Genomic DNA, 25,054 nt, shown 5'->3' with positions numbered 1-25,054 from the left:
CGCCCTTCCCCAGCAACCCTTCAGAATCCCTAAGTCACTGATGGCAAAGCAAAACAAGGATCTTTCGGCACATACGCCGATGATGCAGCAGTACTGGTCGCTGAAAAACCAGCACCCCGACCAACTGATGTTCTATCGCATGGGCGACTTCTACGAGATCTTCTACGAAGACGCGAAGAAAGCCGCCAAGCTGCTCGACATCACCCTCACCGCGCGCGGCCAGTCGGCCGGCCAGGCGATACCGATGTGCGGCATCCCGCATCACTCTGCCGAAGGCTACCTGGCCAAGCTGGTCAAGCTCGGCGAGTCGGTGGTGATCTGCGAGCAGATCGGCGATCCGGCCACCAGCAAGGGCCCGGTGGAACGCCAGGTGGTGCGCATCATCACGCCGGGCACCATCAGCGATGAGGCACTGCTCGACGAGCGCCGCGACAACCTGCTGATGGCCGTGCTCGGCGACGAGCGCCTGTTCGGCCTGGCGGTGCTGGATATTTCCAGCGGTCGCTTCAGCGTTCAGGAAATCGCCGGCTGGGAGAACCTGCTGGCCGAACTGGACCGGCTGAACCCGGCCGAGCTGCTGATTCCGGATGACTGGCCACAGGGGCTGCCGGCCGAAAAGCGCCGCGGTTCGCACCGCCGCGCGCCCTGGGATTTCGACCGCGACTCCGCCTTCAAGAGCCTTTGCCAGCAGTTCGCCACCCAGGACCTGAAGGGCTTCGGCTGCGAAAACCTGACGTTGGCCATCGGCGCTGCCGGCTGCCTGCTCGGCTACGCCAAGGAAACCCAGCGCACCGCCTTGCCGCACCTGCGCAGCCTGCGCCACGAGCGGCTCGACGACACGGTGATCCTCGATGGCGCCAGCCGGCGCAATCTGGAGCTGGACACCAACCTCTCCGGCGGTCGCGACAACACCCTGCAATCGGTGATGGACCGCTGTCAGACCGCGATGGGCAGCCGCCTGCTGACGCGCTGGCTGAACCGCCCGCTGCGCGACCGCACGGTGCTCGAGGCGCGCCAGGATTCCATCACCTGCCTGCTGGAACGCTATCGGTTCGAGCAGTTGCAACCGCAGCTCAAGGAAATCGGCGACGTCGAACGCATACTCGCCCGCATCGGCCTGCGCAACGCCCGCCCGCGCGACCTGGCACGCCTGCGCGACGCACTCAGCGCCCTGCCGGAACTGCAGAACGGCATGCACGATCTGGTCGCCGACCACCTGCTGCAACTGGCACAGAGCATCCGCACCTATCCGGAACTCGCCGACCTGCTGCAACGCGCGATCATCGACAACCCGCCGGCGGTCATCCGTGACGGCGGCGTGCTGAAGACGGGCTACGACGCCGAGCTGGACGAGCTGCTGTCGCTCAGCGAGAACGCCGGACAGTTCCTCATGGACCTGGAAACCCGGGAAAAGGCGCGCACCGGTCTGCCCAACCTGAAGGTTGGCTACAACCGCGTGCACGGCTACTTCATCGAACTGCCGAGCAAGCAGGCCGAGTCGGCACCGGCCGACTACATCCGCCGTCAGACGCTCAAGGGCGCCGAGCGCTTCATCACGCCCGAGCTCAAGGCCTTCGAAGACAAGGCGCTGTCGGCCAAGAGCCGCGCGCTGGCCCGCGAGAAGCTGCTCTACGAGGAACTGCTGGAACTGCTGATCGAGCAACTCGCACCGCTGCAGGACACCGCCGCCGCGCTGGCTGAGCTGGACGTGCTGAGCAACCTCGCCGAGCGTTCGTTGAACCTCGACCTGAACCGACCGCGCTTCGTCGAGGAACCTTGCATGCGCATCGAGCAGGGCCGTCATCCGGTGGTCGAACAGGTGCTGGAAACGCCGTTCGTCGCCAACGACCTGTCGCTCGACAACGGCACCCGCATGCTGGTGATCACTGGCCCCAACATGGGCGGTAAATCGACTTACATGCGGCAAACGGCGTTGATCGTGCTATTGGCGCACATCGGCAGCTTCGTACCCGCGGCGCGCTGCGAGCTGTCGCTGGTGGACCGGATCTTCACCCGCATCGGTTCCTCCGACGACCTCGCCGGCGGCCGCTCGACCTTCATGGTCGAGATGAGCGAAACCGCCAACATCCTGCACAATGCCACCGACCGCAGCCTGGTGCTGATGGACGAAGTCGGCCGCGGCACCAGCACCTTCGACGGCCTCTCGCTGGCCTGGGCGGCGGCCGAACACCTGGCTCGGCTACGCGCCTACACGCTCTTCGCCACTCACTACTTCGAGCTGACGGTGCTGTCGGAAAGCGAACCGGTGGTCGCCAACGTCCACCTCAACGCTACCGAGCACAACGAGCGGATCGTCTTCCTCCATCACGTCCTGCCTGGCCCCGCCAGCCAGAGCTATGGCCTGGCGGTCGCGCAGCTGGCGGGCGTCCCCGGCGACGTGATCGGACGCGCCAAGGAGCATCTGGCGCGCCTTGAAGTCACCAGCCTGCCGCATGAAGCACCGCGCCAGGAGCCCGGAAAACCCCTGGTTCCAGTGCAGAACGACTTGTTCGCCAGCCTGCCGCATCCGATTCTCGATGAGTTGGCGAGGATCAATCCGGACGAGCTGACACCGCGGCATGCTATGCAGCTGTTATATGAATGGAAGCAGCGGCTCTAACAGCGACGCAAGCAAGCTGTTAGAATCCTGCGCGCTTTAGGATTGCCCGGCCCCCGCCTGAGCCGAGGTCATCACTTATCGAGCTGCAACGTCCCAGCAGAGGATCGCAGCCGTAGTCTGAGGAGAGAACCTGAATGACCTTCGTCGTCACCGACAATTGCATCAAATGCAAATACACCGACTGTGTGGAAGTCTGTCCGGTGGACTGCTTTTACGAAGGTCCGAACTTCCTGGTGATCCATCCGGACGAGTGCATCGATTGCGCCCTGTGCGAACCGGAATGCCCTGCGCAGGCGATCTTCTCCGAAGATGAAATACCGGACGGCATGCAGCAGTTCATCGAGCTGAACACCGAACTGGCGGAGATCTGGCCGAACATCACCGAGCGGAAGGAAGCGTTGCCTGACGCCGAGGAATGGGATGGTGTGAAGGACAAGCTCCAGCACCTCGAGCGCTGATCGCCCCGCCATGAAAAAGGCCCGCACATGCGGGCCTTTTTATTGGATCTGGAAAACGCACACTTTCCTGCAGACAAAAAAGGGGCGGGTTTGACCCCGCCCACTTTTATCCCTAGTCCCTGCCTGTCCCATCATCATCCTGATGCCTCGCAATCCTGCGAGTGTCCTGGGTCGGCATCCTTACCGACCTGTGCTCTATTTCCCTGAGCACGGCGCGATCATATCCTGCTGCGGGACAACGGCAATCAGCCCAATATCCAAAATCGATTCAGAAAAAAATGCTTTCTTAAAAATAAATACTTTATAAAACAAATAATTACCGTTTTTCTCTCAGCATATTTCCGCGAAAGACTTATCGTTTTATCTCTTTATACTTACATCTACGTAAGCAATTACTTACATTGACTCACAAAAAACCCGACTTAACGTCGGGTCTTTGCTGCTGCATCCACGCTACTGGAACAGAGAATCGCTGGAGAGACCGTTCTTCTCCAGAATCTCCCGCAAGCGTTTCAGCGCTTCGACCTGAATCTGCCGAACCCGCTCCCTGGTGAGACCGATTTCCTGGCCCACCTCCTCCAGCGTGGAGCCTTCATGGCCGCGCAGGCCAAAGCGGCGGACCACCACTTCGCGCTGCTTGTCGGTGAGGTCGGATAGCCACTGATCGATGCTTTGCGAAAGGTCATCGTCCTGCAGCAGGTCGCACGGATCAGAGGGACGATCGTCGGTGAGGGTTTCGAGCAGGGTCTTGCCGGAATCCGGGCCCAGCGAGACATCCACCGACGTCACCCGCTCGTTGAGGCCGAGCATGCGCTTGACCTCGGACACCGGCTTCTCGAGCAGTCCGGCGATTTCCTCGGCAGAGGGCTCGTGATCGAGCTTCTGCGTCAACTCACGCGCGGCGCGCAGGTAGACGTTCAGTTCCTTGACCACATGGATCGGCAGGCGAATGGTGCGCGTCTGGTTCATGATCGCGCGTTCGATCGTCTGCCGAATCCACCAAGTGGCGTAGGTAGAGAAACGGAAACCACGCTCCGGATCGAACTTCTCCACGGCGCGGATCAAGCCGAGGTTGCCTTCCTCGATCAGATCCAGCAGAGACAGGCCACGGTTGACGTAGCGACGAGCGATTTTTACCACCAGGCGCAGGTTGCTCTCGATCATGCGCTTGCGCCCCGCGGGGTCGCCACTTTGCGAGAGGCGCGCGAAATGAACTTCTTCTGCGGGGGTCAGGAGTGGGGAGAAACCGATTTCGTTGAGGTAGAGCTGAGTGGCGTCCAGCGCCCGTGTGTAGTCGATGTACTTATGCTGCTTGGTGGCTGCCGCTTTCGATCTGGTCGGTTTGTCAGGTTCATCGTGTGGTGCCTCATCAAGAACCAGAGCCGATTCCATAAGCAACACATCTTCGTCGACATCAAACCCGGTGGCTTCTTCGTTGAGCGCCATTCTTGTTGTCCTTCTGCTGAGTTCGACAATGAGTTCGGCCACCTTTCCGTGGTGGGCCCGACTCATTCATTTCCGCAGGAGGTACTTGCAGATCAGCGACGCGGCAAATATTGCAGAGGATCGACTGGCTTGCCTTGACGGCGAATCTCGAAGTGGAGCTTCACCCGGTCGGTTCCGGTGGATCCCATCTCGGCAACGGTTTGCCCGGCCTTGACCTGCTCTCCCTCCCGCACCAAGAGCCTCCGGTTGTGGCCGTAGGCACTCACATAGGTATCGCTATGCTTGATGATTACTAGTTCGCCGTAACCCCGCAATCCACTGCCGGCGTACACCACAGAGCCATCAGACGCAGCTAAAACAGGCTGGCCCAATTCCCCTGCTATATCAATTCCTTTATTCAAACTACCGTTTGATGAGAATTTACCGATCAAAACGCCGTTTGCGGGCCATGCCCAGCCGCTGGGAGAACGGTCCACGGACTGCATCGGAGTGGTCGCCACAGTCGGCGCCACAGGCCGGGGCGCGGCGGCCGGAGTTCCGGTTACCGGTTGCGGAACGATCAGCACCGGCGCGCTGGGCGTCGGCATGGTGGTCACGACGGGGGTATTCGCGCTGGCGACCGCCGTTGGCGCGGCAGGCTGGCTGGCGCCGTTGCCAAAACGGATCTTCTGACCGGGGCGGATGACATAGGGCGGCGGGATGCCGTTGCGCGCCGCCAGCGCCTTCCAGTCCCAGCCATAACGGAAGGCGATGGAGAACAGGGTGTCACCGCGTTGAACGGTGTACTGGCCGCTGGTAACCGGTTGCCGCGAGCTGGCACCGCTCTTGTTGCGATCGACGACCTGCACGCCGCTCGAAGACGAACTGGCGCAACCGCCGAGAAGCGCGCCGATGAGCAAACCGCCGAGGACCCACAAGCCACCGCGTTTGAGCTGCCTGTTCGTAGCGCTCACCCGAGGCTCCCAGCGTGAATGTGATAAACGCCCGCCAGCTGACAGCCATGGAAACGAATCGATACAAATTCGCCGGCAGCAACCACGGGAGCAGAAGAGAGAAGAACTGAGGGCAGACCCGAAGACATGCCCCGATGTAGCGGAAAAGCGTTATCCATGGATCCTTCCAGAGCGATTCAGGCCAGCGGACCGTTCAACAGCGGAACGAAGCGCACCGCATCCAGTACATGGCGGGAAAAACCGTTGTCTTCGCGGACGATCAGCATCAGTTGCTGGACGTCGCCCGCGCCGACCGGGATCACCAGGCGTCCACCCGGCGCCAGCTGATCCAGCAGCGCCTGGGGCACATCGGCGGCGGCAGCGGTGACGATGATGCCGTTGTAAGGCGCCAGCGCCGGCCAGCCTTCCCAGCCATCCCCCCAGCGAAAGACCACGTTGCGCAATTTGAGTTCGACGAGGCGCTCTTTGGCGCGGTCCTGCAAGGTCTGGATGCGCTCCACCGAGAACACCCGCTCGACCAGTTGGGCGAGCACGGCCGTCTGGTAACCCGAGCCGGTGCCGATCTCCAATACCTTGTCCAGCGGGCCGGCAGCCAGCAACAGTTCGGTCATGCGGCCGACCATGAACGGCTGGGAGATGGTCTGATTGTGGCCGATGGGCAGCGCGGTGTCTTCGTAAGCGCGGTGCGCCAGGGCCTCGTCGACGAACAGATGGCGCGGCGTGCGACGGATCACTTCGAGGACATGCGGATTGGACAGCCCTTCCTCGTACAGCCGCTGGATCAGCCGGTCGCGGGTGCGCTGGGACGTCATGCCGGTGCCACGATGGATGGCGTCGTCGTGTTCGCGCTTCATCGCAGCAAGCCCTCCAGCCAACCGTCGAGCCCTTTGAAGGCTTCATGGAACGTACGGTCCAGCTGCAACGGCGTGATCGACACATAGCCTTGCGTCACGGCGTGGAAATCGGTGCCGGGCCCGCCGTCCTCGGCGTCCCCGGAAACCGAGATCCAGTAGCCCTCCTTGCCACGCGGGTTCACCTGCTTCACCGGCGGCTTGGCCCGCGCCCGGTGGCCGAGGCGGGTCAGCTGGATGCCGCGGATCTGCTCCAGTGGCAGGTCCGGAATGTTCACGCTGAGCACGGTACGTGGAGGCAGATCCAGAGTGTGATGCTGCTCCACCAGCCGGCGGGCGATGGCGGCCGCGGCGGGCAGGTTGTCCGGACGGCGGGAAACCAGCGAGAAGGCGAACGCCGGGCTGCCGGCGAAACGGCCTTCGATGGCCGCGGCTACCGTGCCGGAATAGAGCACGTCGTCGCCCAGGTTGGCGCCCAGGTTGATCCCTGAGACGACCATGTCCGGCGCTTCGGCGAGCAAGCCGTTGAGGCTCAGGTGCACGCAGTCGGTGGGCGAGCCGTTGAGGCCGATGAAGCCGTTGGGCATGACGATGGGATGCAGGGGACGGTCGAGGGTCAGCGCGCTGCTGGCGCCGCTCATGTCCTGGATCGGTGCGACCACCGAGCACGCGGCGAAATCCGACAACGCGCCATGCAGCGCGGCGAGGCCGGGCGCATAAACCCCGTCGTCGTTGGCGATCAGAATACGCATTAGAGGTCCGTCTGCCCTGCCGGCGAGAGATCGACGATCTCGCGCACCACGGCGGTGGCGAAGCATCCAGCCGGCAGGACGAATTCGAGTTGCAGAATGTCAGGCCGGGGATAATGCCATGCCAGGCCGCCGATGGGGAGGCGCAGGATTCGCCGTTCGTGCGCCATGCCCGCATTGGCCAGCCAATCGCACAGTGCCGCTTCGCGTTGCCCCACGCCATTCTCCAGGGCCTGCACGGCGGCAGCGGCCGGCGATTCGCCCTTGCCCCAGAGCGCGCCGGTGGGATGCAGATCGAGAACCGCCAGGCGAGGATCGGCGCACTCGGCCTCACCGGCAGGGAAGAAGCTCCGGCTGTCGGTGAAGGCCAGCAGATCGCCAACCAGCGCCCGACTCCAGCTGCCCGCGGCGACACGCTCGGCCACGATGCGGTTGAACAGGTAGCTGCGCGCCGCCGAAAGCATCCGCGAGCGCAGGTTGCGCTGTTCCGGCATCTCGCCACGGCGGGCGAACTCCCGGGCACCCGCCAGGTTGCCGCCCTCGTGGCCGAAGCGCTGCAGGCCGAAATAGTTCGGCACGCCCTCGGCGGCGATGCGCTGCAGACGCGCCTCGAGCGCGTCGCGGTCGGCCTCTAGGGCGGTCAGGCGCAGGGTGAAGCCGTTGGCGGCGTGTGCACCACGCTGCAGTTTGCGCGTGTGGCGTGTCCGCTCGAGGATGCGCAGGCTGTCGCTTTCCGCAGCGCCGAGGTCGGGATCGGCCTTGCCCGGCAGGTGCAGGCTGAACCATTGGCGGGTCAGCGCCTGGCGGTCCTTGAGACCGGCGTAGCTGATCATTTTCAGTGGTACGCCGGCGGCCTTGGCGATTCGCCGGGCCGCTTCCTCGGTGTTCAGACCGCGCTTTTCCACCCACAGCCAGAGGTGCTCGCCCTCGCCCGTCAGCGGGATGTCGAGCGCCTCGTCGACCTGGAAGTCTTCGGCGGTCTCCTTGAGCAGCGCATGCCCGCAGGGTTCGCCATGGGCACGCGGACCGAGCAGTTCGAGTTCGGTCATAGCGGCAGCAACAGCGCCACCGCATGCACGGCGATGCCTTCTTCGCGGCCGACGAAGCCGAGCTTCTCGGTGGTGGTGGCCTTGACGTTGACCTGATCCAGCGCGACCTGCAGGTCTTCGGCGATCAGCGCGCGCATCGTCTCGATGTGCGGCGCCATCTTCGGCGCCTGGGCCTCGATGGTGGCGTCGACGTTGCCGACCTTCCAGCCTTTCTCGGCGACCAGTCGCAGCACGTGGCGCAGCAGCGCGCGACTGTCGGCGCCCTTGAATTGCGGATCGGTGTCGGGAAAATGCCGGCCGATGTCACCGAGCGCCGCCGCACCGAGCAACGCGTCGCTCAGCGCGTGCAGCAGCACGTCGCCGTCGGAGTGGGCGACGAGCCCGAAACGATGAGGAATGCGCACCCCGCCGAGGGTGATGAAATCGCCCTCGCCGAAGCGGTGCACGTCGTAGCCGTGGCCAATACGCATGGAAAAGTAACCTTGGGAAAGTCAGCCCGTGATTCTAAAGGAAAGCGCGAATGCCAGCGCGGCAGCCTTCCGAAAGCGCGTGCCGGCTCCTCGATAACGGGGCGCGAAACCGGGCCGATGGCTGACGGATTGCGCATTGGCCGGGAAGATCGTCACCGCGGGACGCGCGCCCTCGGTGACCCGGCCGGGCGTCGTTTGCCTTCTGGCGTGTCGACGCGGATGAAGCCCAGGGCGCCGAGATCGGCTTCCAGATTCAAGGCCGACTGCGGCAATCACGAATCGGGGGCGGGCGGCGCGCAGCGGAACCCGTCACGCCCCGATGGCTTACCCCTTCAGGAACTGCGCATGATGGCGCAGGTGATCGTCGATGAAGCTGGCGATGAAGTAGTAGCTGTGGTCGTAACCCGGCTGCAGGCGCAACTGCAGCGGATGCGACGCCGCCGAAGCCGCCGCCTGCAGGGCTTCCGGTTTGAGCTGGTTGACCAGGAAATCGTCGCGGTCGCCCTGATCGATGAGGATCGGCAGCTTCTCCGTCGCATCGGCGATCAGCACGCTGGCATCCCACTCGCGCCAACGCGAACGGTCTTCGCCCAGATAGTGGGAGAAAGCCTTCTCGCCCCATGGGCAGTTCATCGGGTTGGCGATCGGCGCGAAAGCCGACAGCGACTGGTACCGACCGGGGTTCTTCAGCGCACAGACCAGCGCGCCGTGCCCGCCCATGGAGTGTCCGGCGATGCCGCGCTTGTCGGAGACCGGGAAGTTGGCCTCGATCAGCGCCGGCAGCTCGGCGACCACGTAGTCGTACATCCGGTAGTGCTTCGCCCAGGGCTGCCGGGTGGCATTGAGGTAGAAGCCGGCGCCGAGGCCAAAGTCGTAGGCGCCGTTGGCGTCATCCGCCACGCCTTCCCCGCGCGGGCTGGTGTCCGGGGCGACGATGATCAGCCCGAGCTCGGACGCCAGCCGATGCGCGCCGGCCTTCTGCATGAAGTTCTCGTCGGTGCAGGTCAGCCCGGAGAGCCAGTAGAGCACCGGCAGGCTGGCGCCCTGCTCGGCCTGCGGCGGCAGGTAGACGGCGAACACCATGTCGCAGTTGAGGCTGGAAGAACGGTGCTTGTAGCGCTTGTGCCAGCCGCCGAAGCTCTTGTTGCTGGAAACGATTTCGAGGCTCATGACCACTCCGTAGGGTGCGCCACGCGCACCAGGGGGTTAGCGGTGCGCATAGCGCACCCTACGAAAGAACCGCAGGCGTCGAGGGGCGCTGGACCACCCGTTGCCTGAAGCTTGTCGCTTGCAGCTATCAGTAATGGATGACGGTGCGGATGCTCTTGCCTTCGTGCATCAGGTCGAAGGCCTCGTTGATCTGCTCCAGACCCATTGTGTGGGTGATGAAGGTATCCAGCGGAATCTCGCCGCTCTGCGCCTTCTCCACATAGCTCGGCAGCTCGGTGCGACCCTTCACGCCGCCGAATGCCGAACCGCGCCAGACGCGGCCGGTTACCAGCTGGAACGGACGGGTACTGATTTCCTGGCCGGCGCCGGCCACACCGATGATCACGCTCTCGCCCCAGCCCTTGTGCGCGCATTCCAGCGCCGCACGCATCAGTTGCACGTTGCCGACGCACTCGAAGCTGTAGTCCACGCCGCCATCGGTCATTTCGACGATGACGTCCTGGATCGGCTTGTCATGGTCCTTCGGATTGACGAAGTCGGTCGCGCCCAGCTCGCGGGCCACGTCGAACTTGGCCGGGTTGATGTCGATGGCGATGATCCGCGAGGCCTTGGCCATCTTCGCGCCGATGATCGCCGCCAGGCCGATGCCGCCGAGGCCGAAGATCGCCACGGTGGCGCCCTCTTCCACTTTCGCGGTGTTGAGCACGGCGCCGATGCCGGTGGTCACGCCGCAACCGAGCAGGCAGACCTTCTCCAGCGGCGCTTCCTTGGGAATCACCGCCAGCGAGACTTCCGGCAGCACGGTGTATTCGGAGAAGGTCGAGCAGCCCATGTAGTGGTAGATCGGCTCGCCGTTGTAGGAGAAACGCGACGTGCCGTCCGGCATCAGGCCCTTGCCCTGGGTGGCGCGCACCGAGCTGCACAGGTTGGTCTTTCCGGACTTGCAGAATTTGCACTCGCGGCATTCGGCGGTGTAAAGCGGGATGACGTGGTCGCCGACCTTCACCGAGGTCACGCCCTCGCCCACGGCTTCGACGATGCCGCCGCCTTCGTGGCCGAGGATCGACGGGAACACGCCCTCGGAGTCGGCGCCGGACAGCGTGTAGGCGTCGGTGTGGCAGACGCCGGTGGCGACGATGCGCACCAGCACCTCGCCGGCCTTCGGCGGCGCGACGTCCACTTCGACGATCTTCAGGGGTTCGTTCGGCGCGAAGGCCACGGCGGCGCGGGATTTGATCATGGCGAAATCTCTCGGGGTTGAGCAGTAAACCGAGAGTGTAATTCACGCGCAGGCTGGGATAATGGATGATCCAAGGAAACTTTATTGCCATACAGGGACAATCGATGAACGCACACCGCTGGGAAGGCCTGGACGAGTTCGTCGCCGTTGCCGAATGCGGCAACTTCCTGCGCGCCGCCGAGCGACTGCGGGTGTCCTCCTCCCACGTCAGCCGCCAGGTGGCGCGCCTGGAGGAACGCCTGCAGGCACGCTTGCTCTACCGCACCACGCGCAAGGTCTCGCTGACCGAAGCCGGGCAGACCTTCTTTGCCCGCTGCCAGCGGCTGATCGAGGAACGTGACGCCGCCTTCCTCGCAGTCGGCGACCTGCAGGGCGCGCCCACCGGACTGCTGCGCATGACCGCGGCGGTGGCCTACGGCGAACGCTTCATCGTGCCGCTGGTGAATGAATTCATGGCGCGTCATCCGCAGCTGCGGGTGGAAATCGAACTGTCCAACCGCACGCTCGACCTGGTTCAGGAAGGCTTCGACCTGGCGATCCGCCTGGGGCGACTGAGCGAATCGCGACTGGTCGCCACCCGTCTCGCACCGCGCGCCATGTACCTCTGCGCCGCGCCCACCTACCTGGAGCGCTACGGCCGCCCGCACACGCTGTCGGAACTGGCGGCACACAACTGCCTGATCGGCACCAGCGATACCTGGATGCTTCAGGACGGCGGCCGCGAGCATCCGTTCAGGCCCAGCGGCAACTGGCGCTGCAACAGCGGCCAGGCGGTGCTCGACGCCGCGCTGCGCGGTTTCGGTCTGTGCCAGTTGCCGGACTACTACGTGCTGGAGCCGCTGCGCCGCGGCGAACTGGTCAGCCTGCTGGAGCACCACCAGCCGCCGAACACGGCGGTGTGGGCGGTCTATCCGCAGCGACGCTTTCTGTCGCCCAAGGTCGGTCAACTGGTGCAGGCCCTGAAGACCGGTCTGGCGCAGAGAGCGGAGTACCAGGCGCTGGTGGTTTGAAGGCCGCGGAGTAACCGAGTGTGGTGGTGGTTTCGCCGGACTCAGGGCGAGTCCGTCGCCCGGCGACGCCGGGTCAGCCCTTTTGCTTCCACGCCAGCCGCAGCCACTCCAGGTCTTCCGGGCGGGTGACCTTGAGGTTGTCGGCGCGGCCCTCGATCAGCCGCGGCGCAGCGCCGGCCAGCTCCATCGCCGACGCTTCGTCGGTGATCGCCGCACCACTGGCCAAGCCCTGCTCCAACGCCTGACGCAACGCGCCGAGGCGGAACATCTGCGGGGTGAAGGCGAGCCAGATCAGTTGACGGTCGAGGGTACGGGCGACCTTGCCGTCGACGCCGGCGAGCTTGACCGTGTCGCGCGACGGCACCGCGAGCAGGCCGCCGACCGGATCGTCGGCCAGCTCGCCGAGCAGGCGGTCCAGATCGCTGCGGGCGAGATTCGGCCGCGCGGCGTCGTGCACCAGCACCCAGTCGTCGACCTCGGCGCCCAGGGCTTCGAGCCTCACCAGCGCGTTGAGCACCGAGTCCGCCCGCTCCGCGCCACCGTCGGCGCGCTGGATACGCGGATCGTCGGCGCAGCCCAGGGTCGGCCAGTAGGGATCGTCGCAGCCAAGCGCCAGCACCAGCCCCCGCAGGCCGGGGTGATCGAGGAAGCAATCGAGGGTGTGTTCGAGAAGCGTCCGGCCGCCGAGCGGCAGGTACTGCTTGGGCCGGTCGGCACGCATGCGGGCGCCGACGCCGGCGGCGGGAATCACCACCCAGAAGTGCGGCAGGGAATTCATTGGGCCAACTGGTAGAGGGTCTCGCCGTCCTTGACCATACCGAGTTCGTGGCGGGCACGTTCCTCGACGGTCTCGGTACCTTTCTTCAGCTCCATCACTTCAGCCTCGAGCACGCGATTGCGCTCGAGCAGGCGTTCGTTCTCGCCCTTCTGATCGCTGATCTGGCGATTCAACTCGGTGACTTGCGCCAGGCTGCCGTCACCGACCCAGAGTCGGTATTGCAGACCCGCCAGCAGCAGGATCAGCACGACGAAAAGCCAGTAAGGACTACGCATCAGAAAATAGAGCCCGCGGTTGATGAGATTCGGCGACAAAAAAGGGCGGCCGTGGCCGCCCTTTTAGCACAGCGCTGGTTAGCCGCGGAACTCCGCGCGCCCCTTGTAGGGTGCTTTTCCGCCGAGCTGCTCTTCGATGCGCAGCAGCTGGTTGTACTTGGAAACGCGGTCGGAGCGGCACAGCGAACCGGTCTTGATCTGGCCGGCGGCGGTGCCTACGGCCAGGTCGGCGATGGTGCTGTCTTCGGTTTCGCCGGAGCGGTGCGAGATCACCGCGGTGTAGCCGGCGGCCTTGGCCATCTGGATGGCCTCCAGGGTTTCGGTCAGCGAGCCGATCTGGTTGAACTTGATCAGGATCGAGTTGGCTATGCCCTTGTCGATGCCTTCCTTGAGAATCTTGGTGTTGGTCACGAACAGGTCGTCACCGACCAGCTGGACCTTCTCGCCGATCTTGTCGGTGAGGATCTTCCAGCCTGCCCAGTCGGACTCGTCCAGGCCGTCTTCGATGGAGATGATCGGGAAGCGCTCGGTCAGGCCTTTCAGGTAGTCGGCGAAACCGGCGGCGTCGAAGGATTTGCCTTCGCCGGAGAGGTCGTACTTGCCGCCTTCGAAGAACTCGCTGGCCGCGCAGTCCAGAGCCAGGGTCACGTCGGTGCCCAAGGTGTAGCCGGCGTTGGCGATGGCTTCGGCGATGGCCGACAGCGCCGCTTCGTTGGATTCCAGGTTCGGCGCGAAGCCGCCCTCGTCGCCCACCGCGGTGCTCAGGCCACGAGCTTTCAGCACGGCCTTGAGGTGATGGAAGATTTCCGCGCCCATGCGCAGCGCGTCGGCGAAAGTCTTGGCGCCAACCGGCTGGACCATGAATTCCTGGATGTCGACGTTGTTATCGGCGTGCTCGCCGCCGTTGATGATGTTCATCATCGGCACCGGCATCGAATAGACGCCCGGGGTGCCGTTGAGGTTGGCGATGTGCGCGTAGAGCGGCAGGTCCTGGTCCTCGGCGGCGGCCTTGGCAGCGGCCAGGGAGACGGCGAGGATCGCGTTGGCGCCCAGCTTGGCCTTGTTCTCGGTACCGTCCAGTTCGATCATCGCGCGGTCCAGCGCGGCCTGTTCGACCGGGTCCTTGCCCAGCAGCAGGCTGCGGATCGGCCCGTTGATGTTGTCCACGGCCTTGAGCACGCCCTTGCCCAGGTAACGGCTCTTGTCGCCGTCACGCAGTTCCAGCGCTTCGCGCGATCCGGTGGAAGCGCCCGACGGCGCGCAGGCGCGGCCGACGATACCGTTGTCCAGGATCACATCGGCTTCCACGGTGGGGTTGCCACGGGAGTCGAGGACTTCACGTCCCTTGATGTCGACGATCTTTGCCATTCTTGTAACTCCAGAAGTTGACGAAAACGCGGCTGAGAATCCTAAAGACCTGCGCGGCGGCGTTTAGATCGCAGCGCGCACGGAAAATTCAGGCCGTTTCGATGGGGGCGAAGCGCTTGATCAGGTCATCCAGCTGCTTGAGCTGGGTGAGGAACGGCTCGAGCTTGTCCAGGCGCAGGGCGCAGGGACCGTCGCACTTGGCGTGGTCCGGGTCCGGATGCGCTTCGAGGAACAATCCGGCGAGGCCCTGGCTGAGACCGGCCTTGGCCAGGTCGGTGACCTGCGCGCGACGCCCGCCCGCCGAATCGGCGCGGCCGCCCGGCATCTGCAGGGCGTGGGTGACGTCGAAGAACACCGGGTACTCGAAGGACTTCATGATGCCGAAGCCGAGCATGTCGACGACCAGGTTGTTGTAGCCGAAGCTGGAACCGCGCTCGCAGAGGATCAACTGGTCGTTACCGGCCTCTTCGCACTTGGCTAGGATGTGCTTCATTTCCTGCGGGGCGAGGAACTGGGCCTTCTTGATGTTGATCACCGCGCCGGTCTTGGCCATCGCCACCACCAGATCGGTCTGCCGCGAGAGGAAGGCCGGCAGCTGGATGATGTCGCATACGTCCGCCACCGGCTGCGCCTGATACGGCTCGTGAACGTCGGTGATCACCGGTACGCCGAAGGCCTTCTTCACGTCCTCGAAGATCTTCATGCCCTCGTCCAGACCGGGGCCGCGGAACGAGGTGACGGAGGAGCGGTTGGCCTTGTCGAAGCTGGCCTTGAACACGTAGGGAATGCCGAGCTTCTCGGTGACCCGCACGTATTCCTCGCAGGTCTTCATCGCCAGGTCGCGGGATTCGAGCACGTTGATGCCGCCGAACAGCACGAACGGCTTGTCGTTGGCGATCTCGATGTCGCCGACGCGGATGATCTTCTGGCTCATGCTTTACGGGCCTTCTGCGCCAGCGCGGCATTCACGAAGCCGCTGAACAGCGGGTGGCCGTCACGCGGAGTGGAGGTGAACTCGGGGTGGAACTGGCAGGCGACGAACCACGGGTGATCCGGCGCCTCGACCACTTCCACCAGCGCGCCGTCGCCGGAGCGGCCGGTGATCTTCAGGCCGGCCTCGATCAGTTGCGGCAGCAGGTTGTTGTTCACTTCGTAGCGATGGCGATGACGCTCGACGATCACGTCCTTGCCGTAGCAATCGTGGACCAGCGAGCCGCTCTCGAGCTGGCACTCCTGGGCGCCCAGACGCATGGTGCCGCCGAGGTCGGAGGCTTCGCTGCGAACCTCGACGCTGCCGGCCGCGTCCTCCCATTCGGTGATCAGGCCGACCACCGGATGTCCCGAGGCCTTGTCGAACTCGGTGGAGTTGGCGTCGCTCCAGCCCAGCACGTCACGGGCGAACTCGATCACCGCGACCTGCATGCCCAGGCAGATGCCGAGGTAGGGAATCTTGTTCTCGCGGGCGTATTTGACGGTGGCGATCTTGCCTTCCACGCCGCGCAGGCCGAAGCCGCCCGGAACCAGGATGGCATCGACACCTTCGAGCAGGCCGGTGCCCTGGTTCTCGATGTCTTCGGAATCGATGTAGCGCAGATTGACCTTGGTGCGGCTCTGGATACCGGCGTGGCTCAGCGCCTCGATCAGCGACTTGTAGGCGTCCAGCAGCTCCATGTACTTGCCGACCATGGCGATGGTCACTTCGTTTTCCGGGTGCAGCTTGGCGTCGACGACGCGGTCCCACTCGGACAGGTCGGCCGGGCCGCACTGCAGGCCGAAACGCTCGACGACGAAGTCGTCCAGGCCCTGGGCGTGCAGCACCGCCGGAATCTTGTAGATGGTGTCCACGTCTTCCAGACCGATCACCGCGCGCTCTTCGACGTTGGTGAACAGCGCGATCTTGCGCCGCGACGACACGTCCACCGGATGGTCGGAGCGGCAGATCAGCACGTCCGGCTGCAGGCCGATGGAGCGCAGCTCCTTCACCGAGTGCTGGGTGGGCTTGGTCTTGGTCTCGCCGGCGGTGGCGATGTAGGGCACCAGGGTCAGGTGCATCAGCATCGCGCGCTTGGCGCCGACCTCGACGCGCAACTGGCGGATAGCCTCGAGGAACGGCTGCGATTCGATGTCGCCCACCGTTCCGCCGATCTCTACCATCGCCACGTCGGCATCGCCGGCTCCCTTGATGATGCGCCGCTTGATCTCGTCGGTGATGTGCGGAATCACCTGGATGGTCGCGCCGAGGTAGTCGCCGCGCCGCTCGCGACGCAGCACGTCCTCGTAGACGCGGCCGGTGGTGAAGTTGTTGTTCTGGGTCATCGTGGTGCGGATGAACCGCTCGTAGTGGCCCAGATCGAGGTCGGTCTCGGCGCCGTCGTGGGTGACGAACACCTCACCGTGCTGGAACGGGCTCATGGTGCCCGGATCGACGTTTATGTAGGGGTCCAGCTTGAGCATGGTGACCTTCAGGCCCCGCGCCTCCAGGATGGCCGCCAATGAAGCCGAAGCGATGCCTTTCCCCAATGAAGAAACAACACCACCCGTGACGAAGATGTAGCGCGTCATGAAAGATCCTAGAAGTCTGCGTTCAGGCGGTAGACCGCCGAAGGGGAGCGAAGAGCGATTGCGCACGAGGCGGCAATGGCCAACTTCTGCGAACTCCGAGGGAGACGCACAGAAGCTGTATAAGACGGGAGCGTAGTCTACCGGAAAGCCCCTATCAGCTCAAACCTTGGTCGCTCGTCGGTAGCGTCCAGATCAGCTCGCCGCCCTGCGAAGCGCGCGGTGCGAGAGCCGGCAGGTTCGCCACCGCGAGCAGTTCGTCGCCGCGATAGAGCAGAGGCAAACGCCCGCGCACGAACGCCGGCAGCGCCATTTCGCTGAGCAGCCGCTTGAGATCGCGATGCCCTCGTCCGGGCAGGTCCAGGCGCTCGCCACCCTGGCGATAACGCACCCGCAGCGAGCCGCACGTCGCTGTTGCGCGCCATTCGAGGCAGCCGTTCCCGGGCAGTTGCAGCGGCGTCGAAGGATCGCTCCACGCCGGCGGCTCGGCGGGTGTGCGCAACCATATGCCGGACAGCCACCAGATCCGCCCCGCGGCGCGATGCAGCTCGCCGCCGCCCAGGCGCCAGACCGGCGCTGCATCCACCGCCGCGCCGCAGAGATCGTCCCAGCCGGCCCAGTGATCGCTGTCCGGCATCGGCGTCAGCGGCGCCAGCCAGTGACGCAACGCGTTGCGCTGACGCGCCGACGACAGTGCCAGCAGGGGCGGCAACGCCAGCGAGGGCAGCGTCAGCCAGGCGAAAGGCGCGGGGCTTGTTGCGGCCTCGAGGTCTTCGATGGCCCGCTCGTCTAGCAGGCCCTGGGCCTCGCGCAGGTGCACGGCGCTGCGCGCCAGGTTATGCACCGCCTGCGGCCAATGCCCGTCGAATTGCGGAAAGACCGCATGGCGCAGGTGATTGCGCGCGAAGCGGCGGTCGGCGTTGCTCGGGTCTTCTATCCAGCTCAGCCCGTGCTGCCGGGCGTAGGCCTCCAGCTCGCGACGCGGAACCTCCAGCAGCGGACGCACCAGCTGCCCGCGACCGAGCGCCCGGCTGACCGGCATCGCCGCCAGACCGCGCACGCCGGCGCCGCGCAGCAAACGCAGCAGCAGGGTTTCCGCCTGGTCGTCGCGATGCTGCGCCACCAGCAGGACTTCGCCCTCGCCCAGGCCCTCGGCGAACGCCCGGTAGCGCGCCTCGCGGGCGGCGCGCTCGAGGCTGGCGCGGGAGTCGACCTGCACCCGGCTGACCCGCAGCGCGACACCGAGCGCCGAGCAGAACGCCTGACAGTGCGCGGGCCAGGCGTCGGCCGCCGTCTGCAGGCCGTGGTGGACATGGAGGGCGGAAAGCGCCGGCAACGCCTCGCGCTCGGCGAGCCGGGCGAGCAGGTGCAGGAGAACGCTGGAATCGAGCCCGCCGGAGAATGCCACCCGCCACGCCGTGGCGGAGCGCCAAGGCGCGAGGGCGGCGAGAAGATGGGTTTCGAGGTTCATGCTGGCGGCCTCGAAGGGGAGCCGGCCCGGGAGGGCGAAAGACCTGCCCGGCGGCGCACCCGCTTCAGCGGACGCCTCGCCGGGGACGGGCGTCAGGCGACGCCGTAGCTCATCAGGCGCGCGTAACGGCGCTCGAGCAGTGCGTCCTGGTCCATGTCCTTGAGAAACGCCAGTTGCTCGCTCAGCGTGTCACGCAGGTTGGCGCCCATGGCGGCCGGATTGCGGTGCGCGCCGCCCAGCGGCTCGCCGATCACCTTGTCGACGATGCCAAGGCCTTTCAGGCGCTCGGCGGTGATGCCCATGGCCTCGGCGGCGTCGGGGGCCTTCTCGGCGGTCTTCCAGAGGATCGAGGCGCAGCCTTCCGGGGAGATCACCGCGTAGGTCGAGTACTGCAGCATGTTCAACTGGTCGCAGACGCCGATGGCCAGCGCGCCGCCGGAACCGCCCTCGCCGATGACCGTGGCGATGATCGGCGTCTTCAGCCGCGCCATCACGCGCAGATTCCAGGCGATGGCTTCGCTCTGGTTGCGCTCTTCGGCATCGATCCCGGGGTAGGCGCCGGGCGTGTCGATGAAGGTCAGGATCGGCATCTTGAAGCGCTCGGCCATTTCCATCAGGCGGCAAGCCTTGCGGTAGCCCTCGGGGCGCGGCATGCCGAAATTGCGGCGGACCTTCTCTCGCACTTCGCGGCCCTTCTGGTGGCCGATGACCATTACCGGAGCGTCGTTCAGGCGGGCTACGCCGCCGACGATGGCGGCATCGTCTGAGAAGTGGCGGTCGCCGTGCAGCTCGTCGAACTCGCTGAACACGTGTTCGATGTAGTCGAGCGTGTAAGGACGCTTCGGATGGCGGGCGAGTTGGGCGATCTGCCAGCTGCTGAGGTTGCCGAAGATGCTTTCGGTGAGCGATTCGCTCTTGTCCTGCAGGCGGGCAATTTCGTCGCCGATGTTCAGCGAATTGTCGTTACCGACCAGGCGCAGCTCTTCGATCTTGGCTTGCAAGTCGGCGATCGGCTGTTCGAAATCGAGAAAGTTCGGGTTCATAGGCATCCGTCATGCGTCGACGGCCAGGCGGCCGAGAAGCTGTTCCGTTTTTGGCGCCCTACCTTACGGGATCGGGCGCTCCGGGTCGAGTTGGGCGCAGGAGTTGGACTCCTGCGGTCAACGGTAGTGCAGGAAGACGTTGTCGCGCCCGAACTGGTCACGCAATGCCTGGATCAAGTTGTCCGCCGGCTCGATTCGCCAGCTTTCGCCGAACTGCAACAGGGCGCGCGCCTCGCTGCCGGTGTAGTCCATGGTGATCGGGCAGGAGCCGCGGTGGCGTCCGCACAGGTCGGCCAGCCAGCGCAGGCGATCGCCCTTGAGCGCGTCGGCGGCGACCTTGACCCGCAGGCTGTCCGCCAGCCCGGTCCGCGCCTCCTCGAGGCTCATCACGCGTTTGGCGCGCAGGCGCAGGCCGCCGGAGAAGTCGTCGTTGCTGACTTCGCCCTCGACCACCACCAGCGCATCGGTCTGCAGCAGCGCGCTGGCGGTGTTGAAGGCTTCGGCGAACAGCGAGGCCTCGATGCGGCCGGAGCGGTCGTCGAGGGTGATGAAGCCCATCTTGTCGCCCTTCTTGTTCTTCATCACGCGCAACGCGACGATCAGCCCGGCGACGGTCTGTGTGTCGCGCGCCGGCTTCAGCTCGACGATGCGCTGGCGGGCGAAACGCCGCACCTCGCCTTCGTATTCATCGATCGGGTGGCCGGTGAGATAGAGCCCGAGGGTCTCCTTCTCGCCGCGCAGACGCTCCTTGAGCGACAGCTCCCGGGCGTTGCGGTGGTTGGCGTAGACATCTGCCTCCGGCTCGGAGAACAGCCCGCCGAACAGGTCCATGTGCCCGCTGTCGTGGCTGCGCGCGGTCTGCTCGGCGGCCTGCACCGCCTCCTCCATCGCCGCCAGCAACACCGCGCGGTTCCGGTCGATGTTGGCCTGGTAGGCCTTGGGCTCCTCGAAGAAGTACGGCCCGAGGCGGTCCAGCGCACCGCCCCGAATCAGCGCCTCGAGGGTGCGCTTGTTGATGCGTTTGAGGTCGACGCGGGCGCAGAAGTCGAACAGGTCGGTGAACGGCCCGCCTTCGCTACGGCATTCGGAAATCGCTTCCACCGGACCTTCGCCGACGCCCTTGATGGCGCCCAGGCCATATACGATGCGGCCGTCGTCATCCACGGTGAACTTGAACTCGGAGTTGTTCACGTCCGGCGCGAGAATGCGCAGCTTCATGCTGCGGCACTCTTCGATCAGGGTCACGACCTTCTCCGTGTTGTGCATGTCCGCCGAGAGCACGGCGGCCATGAACGGCGACGGGTGATGTGCCTTGAGCCAGGCGGTCTGGTAGGAGACCAGCCCGTAGGCGGCCGAGTGGGATTTGTTGAAGCCGTAGCCGGCGAACTTTTCCACCAGGTCGAAGATGTTGCCGGCGAGGTTGGCGTCGATGTTGTTGCGCGCGCAGCCTTCGATGAAGCCGCCGCGCTGCTTGGCCATTTCCTCGGGCTTCTTCTTGCCCATCGCGCGGCGCAGCATGTCGGCACCGCCGAGCGTGTAGCCGGCCATCACCTGGGCGATCTGCATCACCTGTTCCTGATACAGGATGATGCCGTAGGTGGGCTTGAGCACGGGTTCCAGGCCCGCGTACTGGTAATCCGGGTGTGGGTAGGAGAGCGGCTCGCGACCGTGCTTGCGGTTGATGAAATCGTCCACCATGCCCGACTGCAGCGGGCCGGGGCGGAACAGCGCCACCAGGGCGATCATGTCTTCCAGGCAGTCTGGCTTGAGCTTCTTGATCAGCTCCTTCATGCCGCGCGATTCGAGCTGGAACACGGCCGTGGTCTCGGCCTTCTGCAGCATCGCGTAGGTGGCCTTGTCGTCGAGCGGGATGAAGTCGATGTTGACCAGATCCTGCTCAGACACGCCCTTGCGCCGCTGCTCGCGATGAATGGTCTCCAGCGCCCACTTGATGATGGTCAGGGTGCGCAGGCCGAGGAAGTCGAACTTGACCAGGCCGGCCTGCTCGACGTCGTCCTTGTCGAACTGGGTCACCAGGCCGCCACCCTCCTCGTCGCAGGCGATCGGCGAGAAGTCGGTGAGCTTCGTCGGCGCGATGACCACGCCACCGGCGTGCTTGCCGGTGCCGCGGCAGATGCCCTCGAGCTTGAGCGACATCTCCCAGATTTCCGCCGCCTCTTCGTCGACCTTGAGGAAGTCGCGCAGCGGCTCCTCCATCTCGTAGGCCTTCTCCAGGGTCATGCCGACCTCGAAGGGAATCATCTTCGACAGGCGGTCGGCCAGGCCGTAGGACTTGCCCTGCACCCGCGCCACGTCGCGTACCACCGCCTTGGCCGCCATGGTGCCGAAGGTGATGATCTGGCTCACTGCGTTGCGCCCGTATTTCTCGGCGACGTAGTCGATCACCCGGTCGCGACCGTCCATGCAGAAGTCGACGTCGAAGTCGGGCATGGAGACCCGCTCGGGGTTGAGGAAGCGCTCGAACAGCAGGTCGTAGGCCAGCGGATCGAGATCGGTGATTTTCTGCACGTAGGCGACCAGCGAACCGGCACCCGATCCACGCCCCGGCCCCACCGGCACGCCGTTGCGCTTGGCCCACTGGATGAAGTCCATGACGATCAGGAAGTAACCGGGGAAGCCCATCTGAATGATGATATCCAGCTCGAAATTCAGCCGGTCGATGTAGATCTGCTTCTTCGCGTCGTAGTCCGGGGTGTCCCTGGGCAGCAGCACTTCCAGGCGCTCGTCGAGGCCGTCGAAGGAGACCTTGCGGAAGTACTCGTCCATGGTCATGCCGTCCGGCACAGGGAAGTTGGGCAGGAAATACTTGCCCAGCTGCACCTCAATGTTGCAGCGCTTGGCGATCTCGACGGTGTTTTCCAGCGCCTCGGGCAGGTCGCTGAACAGCTCGGCCATTTCTTCCGGGCTCTTCAGGTACTGCTGGTCCGAATAGTTGCGCTGCCGGCGCGGATCATCGAGGCCACGGCCTTCTCCGATGCACACGCGGGTTTCGTGGGCCTCGAAGTCTTCCTGCTTGATGAAGCGCACGTCGTTGGTCGCCACCAGCGAGGCACCGCCGCGCTCTGCGAGGGCCACGGCGGCGTGCAGGTGCTCCTCGTCGTTGACCCGACTGGTGCGCTGGATCTCCAGATAGAAACGCTCGGGAAACACCGCCTGCCATTCGGCGAGCAGCGCATCCGCTTCGCGCTCGTCGCCGGAGAGCAGCGCCAGGCCGATCTCGCCTTCCTTGGAGCCGGACAGCGCGATCAGCCCTTCGGCGGCTTCCTTCACCCAGTCGCGCTGGATGATCACCATGTCGTTGCTCTGGCCATCGGTCCAGCCGCGCGAGACCAGCTCGGTGAGATTCCGGTAACCCTTTGGGTTCATCGCCAGCAGCGTCAGCCGGGTCAGCGGGCCGTCCTCGTGACGGCTGGCCATCCAGATGTCCGCGCCACAGATCGGCTTGATGCCGGCGCCCATCGCCGCCTTGTAGAACTTCACCAGCGAACACATGTTGTTCTGGTCGGTGACCGCCACCGCCGGCATGCCCTTACCCGCCACCGCCTTGACCAGCGGCTTGACCCGAACCAGCCCATCCACCAGGGAAAACTCGGTATGCAGGCGCAGGTGGACGAACGAAGCGGGCATGGCGGAAACCTTCAGCGGGGCAAAAAACAGGGGTGGGATTGTAACGGTTTTGCCCGGTGCGGGGAGGCGCCCGGCAGGGCATCAGGGGTGCGGGCGACGAACCGGCGGGACGGCGCGGAGCGCGCTCAGAAGAACGAGGGAACCTGCTCGCTGGTCTGCGCCTCGATGGCCAGCCAGGCTTCGCGAACCGGCGCGAAGGAGCGCCGGTGGATCGGCGTCGGCCCCAGCCGACGCAGCGCTTCCAGGTGTTCGGCGGTGGCGTAGCCCTTGTGCGCGGCGAAGCCATATCCGGGGTACTGCTGCTCAAGCACGCCCATTTCGCGGTCTCGGCTGACCTTGGCGAGGATCGAAGCGGCGGCGATCGCCGGCACCTTGGAGTCGCCCTGAACCACGGCGGCGCTGGGCACACCGAGCTTCGGGCAGCGATTGCCGTCGATCAGCGCCAGCTTCGGTCTGATGTCGAGGCCTTCGACCGCGCGCTGCATGGCCAGCATGGTGGCGTGGAGAATGTTCAGGGAATCGATCTCCTCCACCTCGGCGCGGCCGATGCACCAGGCCAGCGCCTTCTCGCGGATCTCGTCGAAGAGCCGCTCGCGACGGGCCTCGCTGAGTTTCTTCGAGTCGTTCAGACCGAGGATCGGCCGCGCCGGATCGAGGATCACCGCGGCGGTGACCACCGCGCCACACAGCGGGCCGCGGCCGACCTCGTCGACACCGGCGACCAGCTCTTCCACCAGGCTGAAATCCAGGCCCATCTGCATCAGCTGCGCTCCACCAGTTGCAACACCGCACTCGCCGCCTCGGCCGAGGCATCGCGGCGCAGCGTGCGGTGAATGGCATCGAAGCTCTCGGTTTGCGCCTCGCCGCCGTCCAGCAACGGCAGGAGCTCGGCGGCCAGCGCTTCGGGCGTCGCCGCGTCCTGCAGCAACTCGGGCACCAACAGGCGACCGGCGAGCAGGTTGGGCAGCGACACGTAGGGACTCCTGACCAGGCGGCTAAGAATTCGATAGGTCAGCGGCGCGACCTTGTAAGCCACCACCATCGGCCGCTTGCACAGCAGCGCCTCGAGGGTCGCGGTGCCCGAGGCGATCAGCACCGCGTCGCAGGCGCCGAGCGCCTCGTGGGACTGACCGTCGAGCAGGCTCAGCGGCAGATCGCGCCCGACCAGCATCTGCTCGAGCTGCGCGCGCCGTTCGGGGCTGGCGCAGGGCAGCACGAACCGCAGGTCGGGACGGCTGGCCAGCAGGCGCTCTGCGGTGTCGAGGAACAGCCCGCCAAGCCGCCCGACTTCACCGCCGCGGCTGCCCGGCAGCAAAGCAATGACCGGCGTTTCGAGGGGAAGCCCTAGCGCCAGCCGCGCCGCGGCGCGGTCGACTTCGAGAGGAATCGCATCGGCCAACGGATGACCGACGAAATGCACCGGAACATGGTGTTCGGTGTAGAAACGCGCCTCGAAGGGGAACAGCGTGAGCATCAGGTCGCAGGCATCACGGATCTTGAACACCCGCTTCTGCCGCCAGGCCCACACCGACGGGCTGACGTAGTGCACGGTACGAATCCCGGCACGACGCAGCTTGAACTCCAGACCGAGGTTGAAGTCCGGCGCATCGATGCCGATCACCACATCCGGGCGCTGCTCGATCAGCGTGGCGACCAGGCGTCGACGACGCGCCAGCAGCTCGGCCAGGCGCCCCAGCACTTCGACCAGGCCCATCACCGCCAGGCGCTCCATGGGGAAATAGGAATTCAGCCCTTCGGCGATCATCCGCGACCCGCCGATACCGATGAATTCGACCTGCGGGTGCCGAGCCTTGAGCGCCTGCATCAAACCGGCGCCGAGAATGTCCCCGGACGCTTCGCCGGCGATCAGGGCGATGCGCAATGGCCTGCTCATGG

Annotated in this window: 21 protein-coding genes; 3 read left to right on the top strand and 18 right to left on the bottom strand. The window is 65.2% G+C overall.

The features are described from left to right. Positions 1 to 40 precede the first annotated feature (40 nt). Both mutS and fdxA read left to right on the top strand, forming a co-directional pair. A complete protein-coding gene (gene mutS, locus B2X67_RS01745; protein ID WP_286784409.1) occupies positions 41 to 2,620 on the top strand; it encodes a DNA mismatch repair protein MutS in 2,580 nt (859 codons plus the stop codon). Between the two features lie 134 nt (positions 2,621 to 2,754). Then, positions 2,755 to 3,078, top strand: a complete 324-nt coding sequence (gene fdxA / locus B2X67_RS01740) for a ferredoxin FdxA (RefSeq protein ID WP_090226703.1) — start codon at positions 2,755 to 2,757, stop codon at positions 3,076 to 3,078. Positions 3,079 to 3,531: 453 nt separating this feature from the next. Here fdxA and rpoS read toward each other — a convergent pair whose 3' ends face one another. The 8 genes from rpoS to B2X67_RS01700 form a co-directional block, all read right to left on the bottom strand. Continuing rightward, on the bottom strand, positions 3,532 to 4,524 hold the full coding sequence (rpoS, locus tag B2X67_RS01735) for an RNA polymerase sigma factor RpoS (protein WP_282339763.1): 993 nt from the start codon (positions 4,522 to 4,524) through the stop codon (positions 3,532 to 3,534). 92 nt (positions 4,525 to 4,616) lie between these two features. Continuing rightward, complete coding sequence (locus B2X67_RS01730; protein WP_286784408.1) at positions 4,617 to 5,477, bottom strand: peptidoglycan DD-metalloendopeptidase family protein; 861 nt, start codon at positions 5,475 to 5,477, stop codon at positions 4,617 to 4,619. 176 nt (positions 5,478 to 5,653) lie between these two features. Beyond that, on the bottom strand, positions 5,654 to 6,289 hold the full coding sequence (locus B2X67_RS01725) for a protein-L-isoaspartate(D-aspartate) O-methyltransferase (RefSeq protein WP_175534335.1): 636 nt from the start codon (positions 6,287 to 6,289) through the stop codon (positions 5,654 to 5,656). A gap of 38 nt (positions 6,290 to 6,327) precedes the next feature. Next, positions 6,328 to 7,080: a 5'/3'-nucleotidase SurE gene (gene surE, locus B2X67_RS01720; RefSeq protein ID WP_286784407.1), complete on the bottom strand. Its 753-nt coding sequence runs from the start codon at positions 7,078 to 7,080 to the stop codon at positions 6,328 to 6,330. Continuing rightward, positions 7,080 to 8,126: a tRNA pseudouridine(13) synthase TruD gene (gene truD, locus B2X67_RS01715; RefSeq protein WP_286784406.1), complete on the bottom strand. Its 1,047-nt coding sequence runs from the start codon at positions 8,124 to 8,126 to the stop codon at positions 7,080 to 7,082. The genes surE and truD overlap by 1 nt, the downstream gene beginning before the upstream one ends. Next, positions 8,123 to 8,596: a 2-C-methyl-D-erythritol 2,4-cyclodiphosphate synthase gene (gene ispF / locus B2X67_RS01710; RefSeq protein ID WP_282339772.1), complete on the bottom strand. Its 474-nt coding sequence runs from the start codon at positions 8,594 to 8,596 to the stop codon at positions 8,123 to 8,125. Before ispF ends, truD begins: the two co-directional genes overlap by 4 nt. Positions 8,597 to 8,920: 324 nt before the next feature. Next, positions 8,921 to 9,766, bottom strand: coding sequence for an S-formylglutathione hydrolase (gene fghA, locus B2X67_RS01705; RefSeq protein WP_376747716.1), 846 nt, complete (start codon positions 9,764 to 9,766; stop codon positions 8,921 to 8,923). A 127-nt stretch (positions 9,767 to 9,893) separates the two neighbouring features. Further along, a complete protein-coding gene (locus tag B2X67_RS01700; RefSeq protein ID WP_286784404.1) occupies positions 9,894 to 11,006 on the bottom strand; it encodes an S-(hydroxymethyl)glutathione dehydrogenase/class III alcohol dehydrogenase in 1,113 nt (370 codons plus the stop codon). Between the two features lie 104 nt (positions 11,007 to 11,110). Between B2X67_RS01700 and B2X67_RS01695 the strand changes: the two genes are divergently transcribed. Next, positions 11,111 to 12,016, top strand: coding sequence for a LysR family transcriptional regulator (locus tag B2X67_RS01695; RefSeq protein WP_286784403.1), 906 nt, complete (start codon positions 11,111 to 11,113; stop codon positions 12,014 to 12,016). Between the two features lie 73 nt (positions 12,017 to 12,089). Here B2X67_RS01695 and ispD read toward each other — a convergent pair whose 3' ends face one another. From ispD to lpxB, 10 genes are all read right to left on the bottom strand, one after another. Continuing rightward, positions 12,090 to 12,794, bottom strand: a complete 705-nt coding sequence (gene ispD, locus B2X67_RS01690; protein ID WP_286784402.1) for a 2-C-methyl-D-erythritol 4-phosphate cytidylyltransferase — start codon at positions 12,792 to 12,794, stop codon at positions 12,090 to 12,092. Continuing rightward, positions 12,791 to 13,069 (bottom strand): cell division protein FtsB, encoded by a 279-nt coding sequence (ftsB, locus tag B2X67_RS01685; protein WP_090226677.1) that lies wholly within the window; start codon positions 13,067 to 13,069, stop codon positions 12,791 to 12,793. The genes ispD and ftsB overlap by 4 nt, the downstream gene beginning before the upstream one ends. Positions 13,070 to 13,147: 78 nt before the next feature. Continuing rightward, positions 13,148 to 14,437, bottom strand: a complete 1,290-nt coding sequence (gene eno / locus B2X67_RS01680) for a phosphopyruvate hydratase (protein WP_282339783.1) — start codon at positions 14,435 to 14,437, stop codon at positions 13,148 to 13,150. Between the two features lie 88 nt (positions 14,438 to 14,525). Beyond that, on the bottom strand, positions 14,526 to 15,371 hold the full coding sequence (gene kdsA / locus B2X67_RS01675) for a 3-deoxy-8-phosphooctulonate synthase (RefSeq protein WP_282339785.1): 846 nt from the start codon (positions 15,369 to 15,371) through the stop codon (positions 14,526 to 14,528). Next, a complete protein-coding gene (locus B2X67_RS01670; RefSeq protein ID WP_282339787.1) occupies positions 15,368 to 16,999 on the bottom strand; it encodes a CTP synthase in 1,632 nt (543 codons plus the stop codon). The genes kdsA and B2X67_RS01670 overlap by 4 nt, the downstream gene beginning before the upstream one ends. Positions 17,000 to 17,153: 154 nt before the next feature. Further along, positions 17,154 to 18,467, bottom strand: coding sequence for a tRNA lysidine(34) synthetase TilS (gene tilS, locus B2X67_RS01665; protein WP_282339789.1), 1,314 nt, complete (start codon positions 18,465 to 18,467; stop codon positions 17,154 to 17,156). Between the two features lie 92 nt (positions 18,468 to 18,559). Continuing rightward, positions 18,560 to 19,510: an acetyl-CoA carboxylase carboxyltransferase subunit alpha gene (locus tag B2X67_RS01660; RefSeq protein WP_273231763.1), complete on the bottom strand. Its 951-nt coding sequence runs from the start codon at positions 19,508 to 19,510 to the stop codon at positions 18,560 to 18,562. A gap of 117 nt (positions 19,511 to 19,627) precedes the next feature. Beyond that, complete coding sequence (gene dnaE / locus B2X67_RS01655) at positions 19,628 to 23,158, bottom strand: DNA polymerase III subunit alpha (RefSeq protein ID WP_286784401.1); 3,531 nt, start codon at positions 23,156 to 23,158, stop codon at positions 19,628 to 19,630. Between the two features lie 125 nt (positions 23,159 to 23,283). Beyond that, positions 23,284 to 23,919, bottom strand: a complete 636-nt coding sequence (gene rnhB / locus B2X67_RS01650; protein ID WP_286784400.1) for a ribonuclease HII — start codon at positions 23,917 to 23,919, stop codon at positions 23,284 to 23,286. After that, complete coding sequence (gene lpxB / locus B2X67_RS01645) at positions 23,919 to 25,052, bottom strand: lipid-A-disaccharide synthase (RefSeq protein ID WP_286784399.1); 1,134 nt, start codon at positions 25,050 to 25,052, stop codon at positions 23,919 to 23,921. Before lpxB ends, rnhB begins: the two co-directional genes overlap by 1 nt. Positions 25,053 to 25,054 lie beyond the last annotated feature (2 nt).

It is taken from the genome of Pseudomonas sp. UBA3153 (genome assembly GCF_002364635.1).
GTDB lineage: Bacteria > Pseudomonadota > Gammaproteobacteria > Pseudomonadales > Pseudomonadaceae > Pseudomonas_O > Pseudomonas_O kuykendallii.
The sequence above is the reverse complement of the archived record's forward strand: the minus strand, read 5'-3'. Positions and strand labels throughout refer to the sequence as shown.

What these genes read in the sequence shown, in the direction of transcription:
- fghA (WP_376747716.1), bottom strand. Translation starts at nt 9,766, where the DNA reads ATGAGCCTCGAAATCGTTTCCAGCAACAAGAGCTTCGGCGGCTGGCAC.
- eno (WP_282339783.1), bottom strand. Translation starts at nt 14,437, where the DNA reads ATGGCAAAGATCGTCGACATCAAGGGACGTGAAGTCCTCGACTCCCGT.
- B2X67_RS01725 (WP_175534335.1), bottom strand. Translation starts at nt 6,289, where the DNA reads ATGACGTCCCAGCGCACCCGCGACCGGCTGATCCAGCGGCTGTACGAG.
- tilS (WP_282339789.1), bottom strand. Translation starts at nt 18,467, where the DNA reads ATGAACCTCGAAACCCATCTTCTCGCCGCCCTCGCGCCTTGGCGCTCC.
- B2X67_RS01660 (WP_273231763.1), bottom strand. Translation starts at nt 19,510, where the DNA reads ATGAACCCGAACTTTCTCGATTTCGAACAGCCGATCGCCGACTTGCAA.
- dnaE (WP_286784401.1), bottom strand. Translation starts at nt 23,158, where the DNA reads ATGCCCGCTTCGTTCGTCCACCTGCGCCTGCATACCGAGTTTTCCCTG.
- mutS (WP_286784409.1), top strand. Translation starts at nt 41, where the DNA reads ATGGCAAAGCAAAACAAGGATCTTTCGGCACATACGCCGATGATGCAG.
- fdxA (WP_090226703.1), top strand. Translation starts at nt 2,755, where the DNA reads ATGACCTTCGTCGTCACCGACAATTGCATCAAATGCAAATACACCGAC.
- B2X67_RS01670 (WP_282339787.1), bottom strand. Translation starts at nt 16,999, where the DNA reads ATGACGCGCTACATCTTCGTCACGGGTGGTGTTGTTTCTTCATTGGGG.
- rpoS (WP_282339763.1), bottom strand. Translation starts at nt 4,524, where the DNA reads ATGGCGCTCAACGAAGAAGCCACCGGGTTTGATGTCGACGAAGATGTG.
- ispD (WP_286784402.1), bottom strand. Translation starts at nt 12,794, where the DNA reads ATGAATTCCCTGCCGCACTTCTGGGTGGTGATTCCCGCCGCCGGCGTC.
- rnhB (WP_286784400.1), bottom strand. Translation starts at nt 23,919, where the DNA reads ATGCAGATGGGCCTGGATTTCAGCCTGGTGGAAGAGCTGGTCGCCGGT.
- ftsB (WP_090226677.1), bottom strand. Translation starts at nt 13,069, where the DNA reads ATGCGTAGTCCTTACTGGCTTTTCGTCGTGCTGATCCTGCTGCTGGCG.
- kdsA (WP_282339785.1), bottom strand. Translation starts at nt 15,371, where the DNA reads ATGAGCCAGAAGATCATCCGCGTCGGCGACATCGAGATCGCCAACGAC.
- B2X67_RS01700 (WP_286784404.1), bottom strand. Translation starts at nt 11,006, where the DNA reads ATGATCAAATCCCGCGCCGCCGTGGCCTTCGCGCCGAACGAACCCCTG.
- ispF (WP_282339772.1), bottom strand. Translation starts at nt 8,596, where the DNA reads ATGCGTATTGGCCACGGCTACGACGTGCACCGCTTCGGCGAGGGCGAT.
- surE (WP_286784407.1), bottom strand. Translation starts at nt 7,080, where the DNA reads ATGCGTATTCTGATCGCCAACGACGACGGGGTTTATGCGCCCGGCCTC.
- truD (WP_286784406.1), bottom strand. Translation starts at nt 8,126, where the DNA reads ATGACCGAACTCGAACTGCTCGGTCCGCGTGCCCATGGCGAACCCTGC.
- lpxB (WP_286784399.1), bottom strand. Translation starts at nt 25,052, where the DNA reads ATGAGCAGGCCATTGCGCATCGCCCTGATCGCCGGCGAAGCGTCCGGG.
- B2X67_RS01695 (WP_286784403.1), top strand. Translation starts at nt 11,111, where the DNA reads ATGAACGCACACCGCTGGGAAGGCCTGGACGAGTTCGTCGCCGTTGCC.